At 72.7% G+C, this 15,138-nt stretch carries 12 protein-coding genes and 1 pseudogene; 8 read left to right on the top strand and 5 right to left on the bottom strand.

Annotated elements, in window-relative coordinates:
* Window positions 1-1,824 precede the first annotated feature (1,824 nt).
* The 4 genes and pseudogenes from CRP52_RS36115 to CRP52_RS36130 form a co-directional block, all read left to right on the top strand.
* On the top strand, window positions 1,825-2,076 hold the full coding sequence (locus tag CRP52_RS36115; protein ID WP_143685929.1) for a hypothetical protein: 252 nt from the start codon (window positions 1,825-1,827) through the stop codon (window positions 2,074-2,076).
* A gap of 58 nt (window positions 2,077-2,134) precedes the next feature.
* Window positions 2,135-2,869, top strand: a complete 735-nt coding sequence (locus CRP52_RS36120; protein ID WP_101948359.1) for a DUF2637 domain-containing protein — start codon at window positions 2,135-2,137, stop codon at window positions 2,867-2,869.
* Between the two features lie 1,251 nt (window positions 2,870-4,120).
* A complete protein-coding gene (locus CRP52_RS40695; RefSeq protein WP_306458940.1) occupies window positions 4,121-5,815 on the top strand; it encodes an IPT/TIG domain-containing protein in 1,695 nt (564 codons plus the stop codon).
* A gap of 102 nt (window positions 5,816-5,917) precedes the next feature.
* Window positions 5,918-6,316, top strand: a pseudogene (locus tag CRP52_RS36130) (transposase); the annotation flags it as partial.
* Between the two features lie 17 nt (window positions 6,317-6,333).
* Here CRP52_RS36130 and CRP52_RS36135 read toward each other — a convergent pair.
* The 3 genes from CRP52_RS36135 to CRP52_RS36145 all read right to left on the bottom strand — a co-directional run bounded on the left by CRP52_RS36135 (window position 6,334) and on the right by CRP52_RS36145 (window position 10,060).
* On the bottom strand, window positions 6,334-7,452 hold the full coding sequence (locus CRP52_RS36135) for a D-TA family PLP-dependent enzyme (protein ID WP_097241069.1): 1,119 nt from the start codon (window positions 7,450-7,452) through the stop codon (window positions 6,334-6,336).
* 92 nt (window positions 7,453-7,544) lie between these two features.
* A complete protein-coding gene (locus tag CRP52_RS36140) occupies window positions 7,545-8,948 on the bottom strand; it encodes a solute carrier family 23 protein (RefSeq protein ID WP_257033236.1) in 1,404 nt (467 codons plus the stop codon).
* Window positions 8,927-10,060 (bottom strand): aryl-sulfate sulfotransferase, encoded by a 1,134-nt coding sequence (locus CRP52_RS36145; RefSeq protein ID WP_097241070.1) that lies wholly within the window; start codon window positions 10,058-10,060, stop codon window positions 8,927-8,929. Before CRP52_RS36145 ends, CRP52_RS36140 begins: the two co-directional genes overlap by 22 nt.
* Window positions 10,061-10,212: 152 nt before the next feature.
* Here CRP52_RS36145 and CRP52_RS36150 point away from each other — a divergent pair, with 152 nt between their 5' ends.
* Entirely contained in the window at window positions 10,213-10,848 is a 636-nt protein-coding gene (locus tag CRP52_RS36150) for a helix-turn-helix domain-containing protein (RefSeq protein WP_097241071.1), read from the top strand.
* Window positions 10,849-10,862: 14 nt separating this feature from the next.
* Here the strand turns inward: CRP52_RS36150 and CRP52_RS36155 are convergent, their stop codons facing one another.
* Complete coding sequence (locus CRP52_RS36155) at window positions 10,863-11,918, bottom strand: GlxA family transcriptional regulator (protein WP_097241072.1); 1,056 nt, start codon at window positions 11,916-11,918, stop codon at window positions 10,863-10,865.
* A 135-nt stretch (window positions 11,919-12,053) separates the two neighbouring features.
* On the opposite strand from CRP52_RS36155, the gene CRP52_RS36160 reads away from it, so the two are divergent.
* Window positions 12,054-12,977 (top strand): NADP-dependent oxidoreductase, encoded by a 924-nt coding sequence (locus CRP52_RS36160; protein WP_097241073.1) that lies wholly within the window; start codon window positions 12,054-12,056, stop codon window positions 12,975-12,977.
* A 17-nt stretch (window positions 12,978-12,994) separates the two neighbouring features.
* Here the strand turns inward: CRP52_RS36160 and CRP52_RS36165 are convergent, their stop codons facing one another.
* A complete protein-coding gene (locus CRP52_RS36165; RefSeq protein ID WP_097241074.1) occupies window positions 12,995-13,555 on the bottom strand; it encodes a YcxB family protein in 561 nt (186 codons plus the stop codon).
* Window positions 13,556-13,695: 140 nt separating this feature from the next.
* On the opposite strand from CRP52_RS36165, the gene CRP52_RS36170 reads away from it, so the two are divergent.
* Together CRP52_RS36170 and CRP52_RS36175 are read left to right on the top strand one after the other, a co-directional pair.
* Entirely contained in the window at window positions 13,696-14,301 is a 606-nt protein-coding gene (locus CRP52_RS36170) for a DUF1326 domain-containing protein (RefSeq protein ID WP_097241075.1), read from the top strand.
* A 9-nt stretch (window positions 14,302-14,310) separates the two neighbouring features.
* Window positions 14,311-15,093: a DUF2182 domain-containing protein gene (locus CRP52_RS36175; RefSeq protein ID WP_097241076.1), complete on the top strand. Its 783-nt coding sequence runs from the start codon at window positions 14,311-14,313 to the stop codon at window positions 15,091-15,093.
* Window positions 15,094-15,138 lie beyond the last annotated feature (45 nt).

Here is a 15,138-nt window from a genome sequence, read left to right on the forward strand (position 1 = left end):
CGCACTCGCGCGCGATCCGCGCGACGGGAGTCGGTTCGGGGAAGTGCTGCCGCAGGGAGAGCAGGGCATAGACCTTGAACCGGGTACCGGCCAGACTCGCCCGGGCGTAGGAGCCGACGCACACGGTGAGCTCGTCGTCGGCAGGCGGACGGACACGACGGTTCATGGTTCCGGTGGCGGGATTCCGCGACGCCCGAACCAGGTCCTTGGCCTTCGCCCTGGCGATCAGACGGTTGACACCGCCCCGTGACAGCCCCAGCTGCCGCCCGATGGTCTCGTCGGCGGCGAAGCAGAATCCCGACTTCCAGCCGTAGTCCTGTACCAGCGTCACGACCCGGAGCAGGTCGCCGGTCAAGTCCCTGTCACTGAGCCACGCCGCCGGGAACCGGGTGGCGGGCAGGCCGGCCCGCCCGGTCGCACGGGCCTGCCCGCGAGCAGGCCCGGGGCCCTGGGCCTGCTCCGTGTGCACGGTCTCCGAGTACCCCGGGCTCACGGAGCACCGCCGAACGCCCGACGCCCGCCCGTCTCGTTGCCCGGCCCGCCCGGCCGCCCGTCGACGCCAGGACCGGTCGACGGGCGATACGCCGGCCGGCCCGAAGTCGCCGGGGCGGCCGTTTCCCCGACCCGCTCCGTTCGAGCGGTGGTCACGCGCGCTCGACAGCCCGTTTGGGAAGGTCCTTTGAGGTTTCGCTCATTCAGAGCCCTGCGTCCTTCCCGGGGAAGGACGGAACGGCGGATCACGACATGGGTGGGGAGCGGCTGGCAGATTCTGATTCGGTGATGCAAAATGGCAGTGCCTACTTACGGACGTGTGAGGAGGCAACAGCCCGTCAGGACACAGGTTCTCGCCTGATCCGAGTGTGCGGACGGGCCGAGGCAGCGGTGAGATTCCGTCGTCGACTCAGGTATGTGGCCGGCGGCGACGGATACAGGGCGTTCAGACACCCAGGCATGTGATTGGTGCACAGACGGTGGAGGTCCGGTGGTGCGGACCAAGTCCGTCTCCATACTGCTAGGTCACGTCAAAACCTCCCCACAGGGGGCACAGTGATTGAAGAGGGTCGAACGAACGAAGAGAAGCGATCACGAGTGGTCGCTTCTGCCTGACGCGGTTTCGAATTCAGGCGCCCGAGGGTGATCTGGAACAGCGATGTCGCACCGACTGCACCCCCACAGCCGTCCGGACTCACCCGAGTCCGGACGGCTGATCCACGACTGAACCAAGTCTCGACCAAGAGTACTCCTCCCATCACAGGGTGTGAATACCTCTCGTGTACGACTCATTGTCGGGGCCCACTGGATCCGGCCACGGGCAGTGGTTCGTTCCGGTCGGCAGGAACGGACGGCTCGAACGCCTGGCAGTGGGGTTCGGTCGTCCGCCCGGAGCGTTCCTCGTGACGGCGGCGGCAGGACGCCGACCATGATGCGGCATCCAGCGGTCCTATCACCAGTCACCCGAAACGGGAAACGTGCAACCGGCCATTTCACGCACGCAATCCGAGCGTCCGTTAATCGGATGACCGAACGGGAAAGGGGTGCAACGGTGGCCGTGCGGCTCCCGCGCGAGCGAGCCCCGCTGAGGAGAATTGCAGAGCATCCGGCACCGTTCGAGGCCGTCCCGCTACGGAAGAGGGGAAGCCGAGCGAGCGGACGGGGTCGCGCCCGCTTCGACCGTCCCCATCCGAAGCCAGCCGCAAGAACGCCGCACGCCCGGTAAGGAGCTCGGCGGCCCGGGTAAAAGCTCCGAGCGCCGGCAGCCTGAGCATATTTCAGGACACCCGGATGCCGTACATTTCCCGGAGATTAGCCCATCGTTGTCGGGGCATGAGTCCAACAGCAGTCAAGCCGCCTCTTCCATTGCCGCTGGAGCGGGACCGGATGTGCAGTGCCGGTGACAACTGGCTATTCGTTCCGGACCGGACGAATCCCGCGGGCGACCTGGAAAGTGGTTATCTCGTGAAGAATGGCGAACGCGTGGTGCTGACGCATTGCTCACGCCAGCTGGCCGAACTCTTCCGCATCCTGCGCCGGCTCGAGTTCGAGTTCTCGACGCGGCTGCAACGATCAGAGGAATAAACGGGCTGATCGAGAGCGCCGGCCACGATCCACGATGACGCAAAACAGGAGGACTGCTGTGTACGAGTCGACGGACATCGATTCCAGCCCCTACCGCACAGCCGGATTCACCCCCGACAACGGGGTCATACACAACCGCTCCCTCTGGCCGTCCACCGGGCAGCTGTCCGCCGACCTGTCCTATCCGGTCGTCAACGGCTGGGTCGACCCGGTCGGCAACGGCTGGGTAGACCCGGGGATGCTTCCGCATCCTTCGAACGCGGAAGCGGTCGAGGAGGAGGCCGGCCTGCCGGCCATGGGCTTCCACCCCCAGTTTGTCGCCGACCACCGGGAGCACCGCGCCCGCCCGGCACGCCGCCGGCCCGACGTCCTCGGATCCGTCATCGGATTCCTGACGCTGACGATCGTCACCGCGGTCTGCATCCTCGGTTGGATGATCTCCTACCATCCGCTGCGGGACGTGGCCCTCTCGCAGCTGCCGAGGGGTCTGTCCCAGTACTGGCCGGTCGTCGTCTACGGACCGTGGATGGTCGCGTCCCTCTCCGTTCTGCGTGCCGCTCTGGGAGGGCGCAGGGTGGCGAACTCCTGGTCGGTCATCCTGGTGTTCGCGGGTATCGCCAGCCTCCTGTGCATCGTCAGCACACCCTGCACGATGCCCGAGGCCGTCGTCGCGGGCCTTCCGCCGGTGACGGCTGTGGTGTCCTTGCAGCAGATGGTGCGCCAACTGCTCGTCGCCCGGCAGGAGTCCCAGGAGGACCGTCGGCAGAAACCCTCGCACCGGGCATCCCGGTAGCACCCGCACAACACGGCGCGCATTCCCCGCCCGTCCGTGAGGCAGCCCGAAGACCGCGACCACGCGTCACACGCCGGGCCCACCGAGCGCGCTCCCGCATCGACCGGCCGCCGATCCGCTGCCACGCGGGACCCCGCGGTCGGTGACGATCGCTGCGCCCTCTTTCCTCCCCGCCCGTGCCCGGGGCAACCGATCGGGCGTGCCGCACCGAGCGGCTCCCCTGACGAGGCGGGTCACATCAGGTTGGCCCAATGGGGTGAATCCTCCATCTTTCGGGTGACCTCACGTTTGGCGCGGGTAGCTACGGAGTGCGTGCGACGAGCTGCAGACCGTAGCCGCACCCGGGCGCTGAACTCATACGGCCGGTAACCATGCTCCGACGGAATTGAAAGGAACGAGACTCATGCTCCTCGCTCTGCTCGGTAACATCGTGGCCTTCCTCGGCTGGCTGCTCTAGCGGTTGTCGACCCACCCGGCGGCGAGCCGGCCCCGCCCGCGCGTTCGGTGACGGGGCCGGACTCACCAAGAGCCTGCCGCGACTGCAGGATGTCCGGCGACTGACGCCATCCCATGCCGCACGCCGGCCGGGCCTCACCGACCCGGACAAGCCGGCGCTGGTCGCGCAACGCCACCGTGACGACCCTCCGGGCGAGCGCGACGCCTCGGCCGAACAGGTCTTCGACAGCCCGGGGCCGGCCTTCACCTCCACCGGCAGCGGGAACGGCTCCACAAGCCGGAATCCCGCCGCGGTGAGCACGATCCCCGCCACCGCTGCGGTCGGCACCTGCACAGGTACCGTGACCACTCCGCCACCTGACGCCGTGCCAAGGCGCGGCCGCTGCGCAGGCCGCTGCCGCACGGATCGCTACGCGGATTCCCGCCGATTCCCGCCCGGTCTGTACGCGAGGCGGGACCCGAGAGAGGCCGGCGTCGCATGCTGGGCTGTTCGGGTGATCCCGCACGACCGGCTCTTGTCACCCATTTGATGGTATGGGTCACTTTGAGCAGTAGAACCGGTGGGCTGCCCATCCCTTGCCGGGGGCCGTGCCTGAGGCGGTCGCAGCGGTTCTCCCGTGTGCTCCTCCGGTCATGAGGACCAGTGAGGGCCGTCGACCGCCTGCAGCACGGGCCGCAGCGCCGCGGGCAAAGCCCCCGCGGCGGCATCAGCCGCAGCCACTTGTCCCATGAACGCCTTCCACGTCCGGGGCAGTGCGCTGCGAGGCTCCGAACCGTGCTCAGAGAGGCTGCGCCGTGACCGACTCGATCCGACCCGATGCGCTGCTGTCCGCCGTCGCGCTGCCCCGGCAGGGCTTCACCGTGATGTCATCGGCCGACGCCACGATCCCCGTCGGCCTCTCCCCGCTGGGGGTGGCACTGTCCCCGGACGGGGGACGCGCCTACGTCGCGAACCGGGCGTCGAACACCATCAGCGCGATCGACACCGCCACCGACACCGTCACCGCGACCATCACCACCGGCGGCGGCCCGTTCCTCACGGCGGTCTCGCCGGACGGCACCCGCGTCTACGTGACCCTGTTCGACGACGGCACCCTCGGGGTGATCGACACCGCCACCAACACCCTCACGGCCACCGTCGCGGTCGGTGCCGCAGCCGTCGCGGTGGCGCTCTCCCCGGACGGCGCCCTCGCCTACGTCACCAGCCAGAGCGCCAACACCCTCAGCGTGGTCGACACCGCGACCACTACGGTCACCGCCACCGTGACCACCGGCCCCATGCCGGTCGGCGTCGCCGTCACCCCCGACGGCACCCGCGCCTACGTCGGCTGCGTCGGCGACAGCTCCGTCAGCGTGATCGACACCGCGACCAACACTGTCATCGGCAGCTTCACCGCCGGCGACGTCCCGGTGATCATCGCCTTCAGCCCGGACGGCACCCGCGGCTACGTCTGCAACGCGGGCAGCGACAGCGTCAGCGTGGTCGACACCGCCACCACGACCGTCATCGCCACCATCGGCGTCGGCAGTCTGCCACGTTTCGTGGCCGTGAATCCGGACGGGACCGCCGCCTACACCACCGACTACGCCGACAACACCGTCAGCGTGATCGACACCACGACCGACACCGCCACCGGCAGCATCCCCGTGGGCAACGGCCCCGTCTGCGTCGCGGTCGCCCCCGCCGGGAACCGGCTGTACGTGACGGACAACGCCGACAACGCCGTGAGCGTGATCGCCCTCACCGTCGAGCCCGACCGCGGCAGCACCGCCGGCGGCACCATCGTGACCCTCCGGGGCCACGACCTGGCCGGAGCCACCTCGGTCCGCTTCGGCGGCGCCCCCGCCACGATCCTGGCGAACACCGCGACCTCGATCACCGTCAGCACCCCCGCCGGGTCGGGAACGGTCCCCGTCACCGTCACCACCCCCGGCGGCACCGCCGTCTTCGGCACCTTCTCCTACCTCCCGCCCCCGCTGCTGACCGGAATCACCACCAGTGCAGGCCCCGCCATGGGCCCCTACACCGGCGGCGGCACCGCGGTCATCACCGGGGCCGACCTGGCCGGAGCCACCTCGGTGCGCTTCGGCTCCCGACTCGCCACCATCGAGTCCGTCACCGACACCGCCGTCACCGTCACCATCCCGGCCGTCCCGTCCCCCGGCCCGGTGCCCGTCACCGTCATCACCCCCGGCGGCAGCGCCGGCGGCCAGACCTTCACCTACCTCGACGTGCCCACCGTGAACGGCGTCAGCCCCGACTCCGGACCCACCGGCGGCGGTACCGACGTCACCCTCACCGGCAACCACCTGGCCACCACCCAGGAGGTCACCTTCGACGGCGCGCCCGCACCGTTCTCCGTCACCTCCGACCAGATGATCGCCGCCGTCGCCCCGCCCCACTCCGCCGGCGCCATCACCATCACCGTCACCACCCTCGGCGGCAGCACCGGCGACACCTACACCTACCTCGACGCCCCCGGCATCTGACCCTGCCGCCGACCCGGCCCGTCCCCGGGGCGCGTCGCACGCCTGCGCGCCCCGGGGCGGGGGACGATCAAGGGCCCTCCGGGCCGCTGGCCGGCGGCGTGACGTACGGCCCGGCTGGCCGCACAGCTCGGGGCGGTCGTCAGAGAGTCAGCGGGCCGCGCCGGCTCCCGGCTGCTGCACGCCCTGGCGGTCCCGGCGTCCCGCTCGACAGCACTGCGGGCACTGATGCGCCTGCCGCTGCCCACGCGGCAGGCGCCACGGGTTCTCGGTGTGGACGACTTCGCCCTCAAGCGCCGCCACCGGTACGCCACCGTCCTGATCGACGCCGAGACCGGCGAGCGGATCGACGTACTCCCCGGCCGAGGCGCCAACGCCTCGGAGACGTGGCTGCGCGAGCACCCCGGCGCGGAGGTCGCCTGCCGGGACGGCTCCGGATCCTACGGCGAGGCCATACGCCGGGCCCTGCCCGAAGCGGTGCAGGTCAGCGACCGATGGCACCTGCGTGGTGGCGCCCGGGGTCAGCTGTTCCTGCCGCGGGCGGCGACGCGCCAGCGGTCCACGAGCCTGCCCTCGCTGACCACGGCGACGTCGTCGACGAGGTTGACGGCGACGCAGACGTGGTTGGGGATCACGCGCAGCCGCTCGCCCAGGGCGGGGAGGTCGACGCCCTCGGGCCAGACCACGGTGGCGTGGTGCTCGGAGAGCGCGGTGATGCGGGCTTCGGGGTGGTCCATGAGGCGGCCGTAGCCCGTCGCCCAGGCGGGGCGGTCGCCGCCGAGGACCTTGCTGCCCGCGTCCAGGACGAGCCGTCGGGGTGTGGCGTCGTCCCCCTCGTGCCGGCTGACGACGGTCGCTGCGACGGTGAGCGCGATGTCCGCTGCGGTGCACCGGCCGAGTTCGAGCTGCTGGGCGTCGCCGAACACGTAGACGCCGGGGCGCACCTCGGTGAGCGCCGACGGCCCGGCCTGCTCGGCGGCGCCGGTGAGCTCGGCGGTCGGGGTGGAGCCGCCGCTCACCCGGGTGAGCTCGAAGCCTGCCGCGGCGAGCAGTTCGGCGGCCCGGCCGAGGGCCTGCTGCTCCTCCTCGGCCGCCTTCGCGGGCATGCCCGGTGCGTAGCCGTGGCCCGGGAAGGTGAACACCCCGCCGACGCGCAGCCCCGCGCCGGCCGCCGCCCGGGCCACCGCCACGGCCTGCTCCGGGCGGACGCCGCTGCGGTGGTGCCCGCTGTCGATCTCCACCACGGCCTCGATGTCACCGGCCGCGGAGCCGAGGTGCCGGCCCGCCGCCTCGGCCGCTTCGACGGAGTCCACACCGATCGCGATCCGCACCGGGCCGGCGAGGCGGCGCAGCCGCTCGGCCTGCCGGGGCCCGATCCACAGCGGGTAGGCGATGAAGAGGTCGGTGGCGCCGTGCTCGGCGAAGACCTCGGCCTCCCCGATGGTCGCCACCGTCAGCCCGACGGCCCCGGCCGCGAGCTGCCGTGCGGCGATCTCGGGCATCTTGTGGGTCTTGGCGTGCGGCCGCAGCCGCAGGCCCTTGGCCCGCAGGGCGGCCGCCATGCGCTCGATGTTCCGTTCGAGCACGCCCAGCTCGACCATGATGTCCGGGGTGTCGATCTCCACCGGGATGAGGCTCATCTGCTCCCTTTCGACGCGAATCGCACCGGCCATGATCCTCCGCCCGGCGGGCCGGGCACGCGCCGGGTTCCCGGCCGTACGGTCGGGGCGCGTCAGGGCGCCTGGCCGTCGCCGAGGGCGCCCGCGCGCCAGGGCCGTCGGCTGCGGCTGCCACTGCGGCTACGGCTGCCGTCGCGGGTACCGCTGCGGACGGCGATGAGCAGGGCGTGCAGCAGGACCGCCGCCAGGGTGCCGGCGACCACCCCGTTCCCGAGGACCGTACGGACCGCGGCGGGGAACCCCGTGTACAGCGCGGGGGCGACCACCGGGAGCAGGCCCGCCGTCAGCGCCAGGCCGACGACCAGGGTGTCCGGGGAGTCACCCACCCGCACCCGGCCGAGCATCTCCACGCCCATGACGGTGATCACCGCGTACACGACCAGCGCGGAGCCCGCGACGACCGCCGGGGGCAGGGCGGCGACCAGCCGGGACAGCGGGGAGAGCAGGCCCGCCGCGATCAGCAGGCCCCCGGCCGCTGCCGTGACGAAGCGGCTGCGCACCCCGGTGAGCCGGTTGATGCCGATGTTCTCGGAGCTGGTCACCATCGTGGGCGTGCCGAGGACCGAGCCGAGCAGCGAGATCAGCGCGTCGGCGCGGGCCACCCGCGGGACGTCCCGGCCCGGGTCCGGCACGTCGCTGTTGAGGACGGTCTGGCCGGTGGCCTCGGCGAGCGAGGTGAGGCTGAAGAGCAGCAGCGGCAGCGCCGCCAGCAGGTCCAGCCGCGGGGTGCCGTACGGCAGGAGGTGCGGGAGCAGGACCTCGGCCCCGGTGGCCGGGGCGAGCGCGCCCAGGCCGGTGGCGACGGTGAGCAGGGCGCCGCCGGCGAGCCCGATCAGGACGGCGGACTGGCGCCAGGCGCCGCGCAGCAGCAGGTGGGCGACGAGCGTGACCGCGACGGTGAGCCCGGCGGCGGCCAGGGCGCCCGGTGCCGCCCGGCCGCCCGGGCCGGACAGCAGCTGGGTGCTGACCCGCACCATGGAGATCCCGACCAGCAGCACCGTCACGCCCGTGACCACCGGCGGGAAGAGCCGCACCACCCGGCCGTACAGCGGGGTGACGGCGAGCAGCAGCGCCGCCGCGAGCAGCACCGAGCCGGAGGCGACGGCGGGCCCGTGGTCGTGGGCGATCTGGACGAACAGCGCGGTGGCGGCCCCGCCCGGCAGCATCACGAACGGCAGCCGGGCACCGAAGCCCCAGACGCCGAGGGACTGCAGCACCGAGCCCGCCCCGGACAGCACGAGCGCCGCGCCCAGCAGGGAGGAGGTCTGGGCGGGGGTCAGCCGCAGCGGCGCCGCGATCAGGAACACGGTGGACACCGGGGTGGCCGCCATGGCGAGCACGTGCTGGAGGGCGAGCGGGAGCAGTCGCCGCAGCGGCAGGCGCTCGTCGGCGGGCGGTACGGCGGGGGTCGCGTCGGCGGGGGTCGCGGGGGTGGTCACGGCCGGGTCTCCAGCCACGGGATCTCCTCGGGGGCGTAGCGGTAGGCGCGGAAGACGGCGTTGGGCTCGGCCGGGAAGAGGGTGCGGACCTCGCTCTCGGTGTAGGCGCCGAAGTGCGGCACCACGTACTCCCAGCAGAGGTAGCCGTCCGCGGTCACCTCGAAGAGGCGGCCCGCCGGCGAGTCGGTGACCAGGGTGTTGCCGTTGGCCAGCCGCTGGGCGGAGCCCATGAACGGGGCGAAGAAGGACTCGCGGGCGGGGTCGTGGTACTCCCACACCACCTCGTCCCGGGCCCGGTCGATCTCGATGACGCGGGAGTACGGCACGTCGTGGCCGGGGCGGAAGACGCCGTTGTCGAAGACCAGCAGCCGGCCGTCGGCGAGTTCGGTGGGGTTGTGCTGCTGGGAGACCGTGCCGGGCCGGCTGCGCCACAGGATCTTCCCGGTGGCGCGGCTGATCACCACGACCGCCGAGACGCTGCGCAGGCTGGCCAGGATGTTGCCGTCGGCGAGCGGGGTGACGCTGTTGATCAGCGGCCAGTGCTCGCGCGCGTAGTCGGGGTGGAGCGGGTAGTCGGCGCGGTCGAGGTGCTCGGCGGCCCGCCAGGACCAGCGGGTGGCGCCGTCCGCGCCGACCTCGGTGATGGTGTCGGCCCACACCGTTTCCCCGCCGGCCTCGGAGCCGGGGACTCCGCCGAGGACGGCCTTCGCCTCCGCGCCGCGCAGGGGTTCGATCTCGGTGTAGAGGACGCCGCCGTCGTCGAGGTGGTGGGCGTCGTGGTGCTGGCGCGGGTCGCGGTGCTCCCACAGCACGGTGCCGTCGGGTGCGGCGCGGAGCATCACCCCGCCCCGGTACTTGTGCCACATCGGGAACAGCGCCTGCTGCCCGGGCAGCACGCCGTTGTAGGCGAGTTGCCCGCCGGCCAGCAGCCGGGCGTGCCGGCCGGGCCGGTACGGCAGGCTCCAGCGGTGCACGGTCGTGCCGTGCAGGTCCACCAGGTACACCTCGCCGCCGCCGGTCAGCGGGGCGAACAGGGTGAAGCCGGGGAAGGCGGCCTCCGGGTCGAGGGCGATGAGCCCGGTGCCGCGGCGGCGGCGCTGGTTCTGGTCGATGCGGGGCTGGGGCGGCATGATGGATCCACTCCGATCAAAGTTTTTTTGATGCTGTCAAACTGCTTCGACGATAGGAGCGTCATGTGACGGCTCTGTTGCAGCCGTGCGAAACGTGGCGGCGGGCGCATCGCGCCGGTGCGTAAGGTGGCCGCGGGAAGAAGGAGCTGATCATGAGTGACGCGGAGCCGGGATCCGGGACCGGCAGCGAGGGCGGGGGCGGGCGCGGGACCGGCGGCGGCGAAGCGGCGCAGCCGCGGCTCGGTGGCCCGATCCGGCAGCGCCGCCGGGCCCTCGACCTGACCCTGGCCCAGGTGGCCCGGCGCACCGGCCTGTCCGTGCCCTTCCTCAGCCAGATCGAGAACGACCGGGCCCGGCCCAGCATGCGGTCGCTCCAGCGCATCGCGGACGGGCTGGAGACCACGGCCGTCGAACTGCTGGCCTCCGCCGACCCCGTCGGCCACCCGGTGGACATCGTCCTCGCGCTGGACGACGCGGGCCTGTCGCCGGGCTCCGGGGTCCGCCCCCTGGTGCGCGGACAACGCCGGCTGCACGCACTGGAGTTCACCGGCGACCAGCAGGCCGACCGCGAATTCCTGCACCCGGACGACGAGTTGATGTACGTCGCGGACGGCGCCGCCGAGGTCGAGGCGGACGGCCGGCTCTACCGGCTGGACCGCGGCGACACCCTCTACCTGGCCGGCGGGGTCCGCCACCGCTGGCGCAGCACCAGCCCCGGCACCCGCGTGCTGGTGGTGGCCGTCTCCGGCCACGCCGCCGCTGCGCCCCCTGCCGGGCGGCGCGACTGAGCCGGAACGGCTGGTCAGCCGACGGCGGCGGCCGGTGCGGCCGGCGTGCCCGGCTCGTGCGGGCTGAAGGTGCGCCGGTAGGCGGCCGGGGAGACCCCGAAGGCCGTCCGCATGTGCGCGCGCAGCGAGTTCCCGGAGCCGAAGCCGGCCCGGTGGGCGACCAGGTCGATCGACAGGTCGGTGGTCTCCAGCAACTGCTTGGCCATTTCCAGGCGTTGGGCGGTGAGCCACTGCACCGGCGTCATGCCGACCTCGTCACGGAAGCGCCGGGTGAAGGAGCGCAGGCTCATCCGGGCGTGCTCGGCGAGCCGGGCGAGGGACAGCGGTTCGCCGAGGTGTTCCAGCGCCCAGGCGCGGGTGGCCGTGGTGGTGGCGACGGTGGGCTCGGGGACCGGGCGGTCGATGTACTGGGCCTGCCCGCCGTCCCGCCAGGGCGGCACCACGCACATCCGGGCGGCCCGGTTGGCGACCGCGGCTCCGTGGTCGCGCCGGATCACGTGCAGGCACAGGTCGACGCCGGCGGCCACACCGGCGGAGGTCAGCACGTCGCCGTCGTCGACGAACAGGACCTCCTCATCGACCCTGACCTTCGGGTACGCCCGGCGGAACTCCGGGGCCAGGTTCCAGTGCGTGGTGGCGGGCCGGCCGTCGAGCAGCCCGGCCGCGGCGAGCACGTAGGAGCCGGAGCAGATGGACACCAGCCGGGTGCCGGGCCGGATGCCGGCGATGGCCGCGCCGACCTCGGGCGGCAGCGGGCCGCCGTGGCCCAGCTCGGGCATGGCGTGGGTGGGCGGGACGATCACGGTGTCCGCCCCGGCCAGCGCCTCCGGCCCGGCGGCCGGCTGCACGGTGAAGCCGGCGTCGCTGAGGACCGGGGCGCCGTCGGCGGTGCAGACCACGACGTCGTAGAGCGGGCGGCCGTCGGCGTCCTGCGCGCTGCCGAAGACCCGGGAGGGGATCCCGAGCTCGAAGGGCGGGACGCCGGGCAGGGCGAGCACGGCGATCCGGTGACGCCGTGGCCGCCCTGTCGTCCGCGCCGCATCCGTACACACGCCTGTCCTGCTGACCATGGCCAGATCCTGTCACATAGTGGCCGGACGGCCAACGCCGCCGAGGCCCGCGATGCCGGATCGTGGACTGCGCCGCCGGGGATCCGGCGACGCACGGAGAGCTACGGAACGCAACGAAGGACGAGGCAGGACGGCATGCGAGCAGTGGTCGTGGAGCGGTGGGGCGGACCCGAGAACCTGGTCGAGCGCGAGGTCGAGCGCCCCGAGCCGGGGATGAACGAGGTCCTGGTGCGGGTGCACGCGGCCGGCGTGAACCCGGTGGACTGGAAGACCCGGGCCGGCGGCGCCCTGATCGAGTGGGGCGAGGTCCCGGCGGTCGGCTGGGACGTGTCCGGCACGGTCGAGGCCGTCGGGCCGGGCGTGGGCCTGTTCCGCCCCGGCGACGAGGTCTTCGGGATGCCGCTGTTCCCGCGCCAGGCCGGCGCGTACGCCGAGTACGTGGTGGCGCCGACCCGCCACCTCGCTCCCAAGCCGGCCGGCCTGACCCACGTGCAGGCCGCGGCGCTGCCGCTGGCCGCGCTGACCGCCTGGCAGGCGCTGGTGGACACGGCGGACGTGCGCCCCGGCGAGCGGGTACTCGTGCACGCGGCCGCCGGCGGGGTCGGCCACCTCGCGGTGCAGATCGCCAAGGCCCGCGGCGCCTACGTGATCGGCACCGCGAGCGCCGGCAAGCACGGGCTGCTGCGGGAGCTGGGCGCGGACGAGGTGGTCGACTACCGGGCCGTGCGCTTCGAGGACGCCGTGTCCGATGTCGACGTCGTGCTGGACGGGCTCGGCGGCGAGACGGCGGAGCGCTCGCTGAAGGTGCTGCGGCCCGGCGGCCGGCTGATCACCCTGCCCGGGCCGGACGACGTGCCCGCCGCCCCGGACGGGGTGCGCGCCCTGTGGGTGCTGGTCGAACCGGACCACCAGGGCCTGCGCGAGATCACCGCCCTGGTCGAGCGGGGCGCGCTGCGGCCCGTGGTGGAGACGGTCCTGCCGCTGTCGCGGGCCGCGCAGGCGCACGAGCTCGGCGAGCAGGGTCGTACCACCGGCAAGATCGTCCTGACCGTCAACTGACGGTCCACTGGCCGCAACTATGCGGAGGCGGCCAGTTGCTGTGCGGAGGCGGGCAGTTGCCGGGCGAGCAGGGCCCCGAGGCGGTCCGGCTCGGCGGTGCCGCGCTTGGGCAGGATGGTCAGGCAGGACGCGTTCTTGTCACCGCTGAGCAGCACGAACAGCTGCGGGGTCTCCACGTACCGGGGCGCCGCCTGCCAGCTGAGGGTGCTGGTGGAGTGCCGGTTGGTGACGGTGACCCCGGCGCGGTCGACCACGGCGCCGAACTCGCCCTTCTCGGCGCTCAGCCGCTGGAACTGGCGCGCCTGCAGCCGGGGCAGGCCGAACATCGCGAGGACGCAGGCGATACCCATGACGACCAGCGGCGTGTCCACGCTCCCGTCGCCCGCGAGGCCGAAGGCAGCGCTGGCCAGGCAGCAGGCCAGGACGACGTACAGCAGCACCCGCCCGCGCCGCCCCGCCGGGGTGGCGCGGGTGCGCGCGGCCAGCGCCTCGCGGAAGTCCTCGACCGTGAGCGTGTACGCGAGTTCCACGCGCTCGTCCGGCCCGCCCTGCTCGTCCGGCCCGCCCTGCTCGTCCATCGTCAACCCCGTGTCCCCCGTGATCCGCTTCTCGGCCCGCGGATCCTAGCAGGGCCCCGCCCGTGCATTGCCGGGTGATCGTCACGGACGGAGAATGGAATGACCGAACGTGTTCCTCGGCCTCAGGAAGGGAGCTTCCGATGGCATGGCGTATCGAGGGGACGTATTTCGAGAACTGCAATTGCGACATGGTGTGCCCCTGCTCCACCTCCGGCCTCACGGCACCGGCGGATTACGACCGTTGCCGGGTCGTCCTGGCCTTCCACGTCGACTCCGGCCGGGTCGACGACGTCGACGTCAGCGGACTGACGGTCGCGGTCGTGGGCGATGCCCCGCCGCTCATGAGCGAAGGCAACTGGCGGATGGGCGTGATCATGGACGAGGCCGCCTCGCCGGAGCAGGCCGAAGCCCTGGGGGCCGTCTTCTCCGGTCAGCGCGGCGGCCCCATGGAGGCCCTCGGACCGCTGGTCGGCGAGATGCTCGGACTGGAGACCGCCCGGATCGACTACGCCGACGACGGCCGCAACCACCGCGTGACGATCGGTGACGCGATCGACATCGAAGTCGAGGACTTCGTCTCCCCGCTCGACGCGACCGGGAAGGGCGTCAGGGTCAGCGGGGTCGGATTCCCTGCGGACACCCTCGCGGCCGGAGTCGCGACGAGGTCGCGGGTCAACGCCTTCGGCCTTGAATTCGGAAACGAAGGGAAGAACGCCTTCTCGGCGCCGTTCTCCTGGGCGGCCTGAATGTCGCCGATGTCGCCACCGCTTGCCCGACGGGCCCGACGGACCGTCCTGCCGGCGAGCTCCGCAGCGCTCCTGGCTGCGGCAGTGCTGGCCTGGGTGCTGACGGTCCGCAGCTCCTCCGGCATGGCGCCCGGGCCGGGCACGATGGGGCGCGACCTGTGGGGCTTCCTGGTCCTGTGGGGGCTGATGATGGCCGCGATGATGCTCCCCTCCGTCACGCCCGTCGTCTCGCTGTACCTGCGGACCCTGCGCGCCCACGCGACGGGTTGGACCCGGGCAGGGCGCAGCACCGGTCTGGTCGTCGGCTACCTCTTCGCCTGGGAGGCCTTCGGGCTGGGCGCGTACGGCGCGGCCTGGGCGGGCGGCGAACTCGCCGCCAGGGCGCCCGGCGCCGCGCCCTGGATCGGCGCCCTCCTGCTGGCTGGGGCCGGCCTGTACCAGCTGACCCCGCTCAAGGACCGCTGCCTGAGCCACTGCCGCTCCCCCGTCGGCTTCCTCCTGCACTTCGGCGGCTACACCGGACGGCTGCGTGACCTGCGCGTCGGCCTCTACCACGGCGGCTACTGCGTCGGCTGCTGCTGGGGCCTGATGGTCGTCCTGATCGTGGTCGGCGTGATGAACCTCGCCTGGATGGCCGGTCTGGCCGTGGCCGTGTTCCTGGAGAAGACCTGGCGCCACGGCAAGGCGTTCAGCCTCGTCCTGGGCGTCGCCCTGATCGGCTACGCCTGCTTCGTGCCCTGGAACCCGGGCCTGCTGCCAGGGCTGTCCATGCCGCCGGCCATGCCGATGTGAGCTGCACCCGCACCCCGGGAACACGACTCGGTGGCGTTCGGCGCA

Origin of the sequence: Streptomyces sp. 1331.2 (assembly GCF_900199205.1) — a bacterium.
GTDB lineage: Bacteria > Actinomycetota > Actinomycetes > Streptomycetales > Streptomycetaceae > Kitasatospora.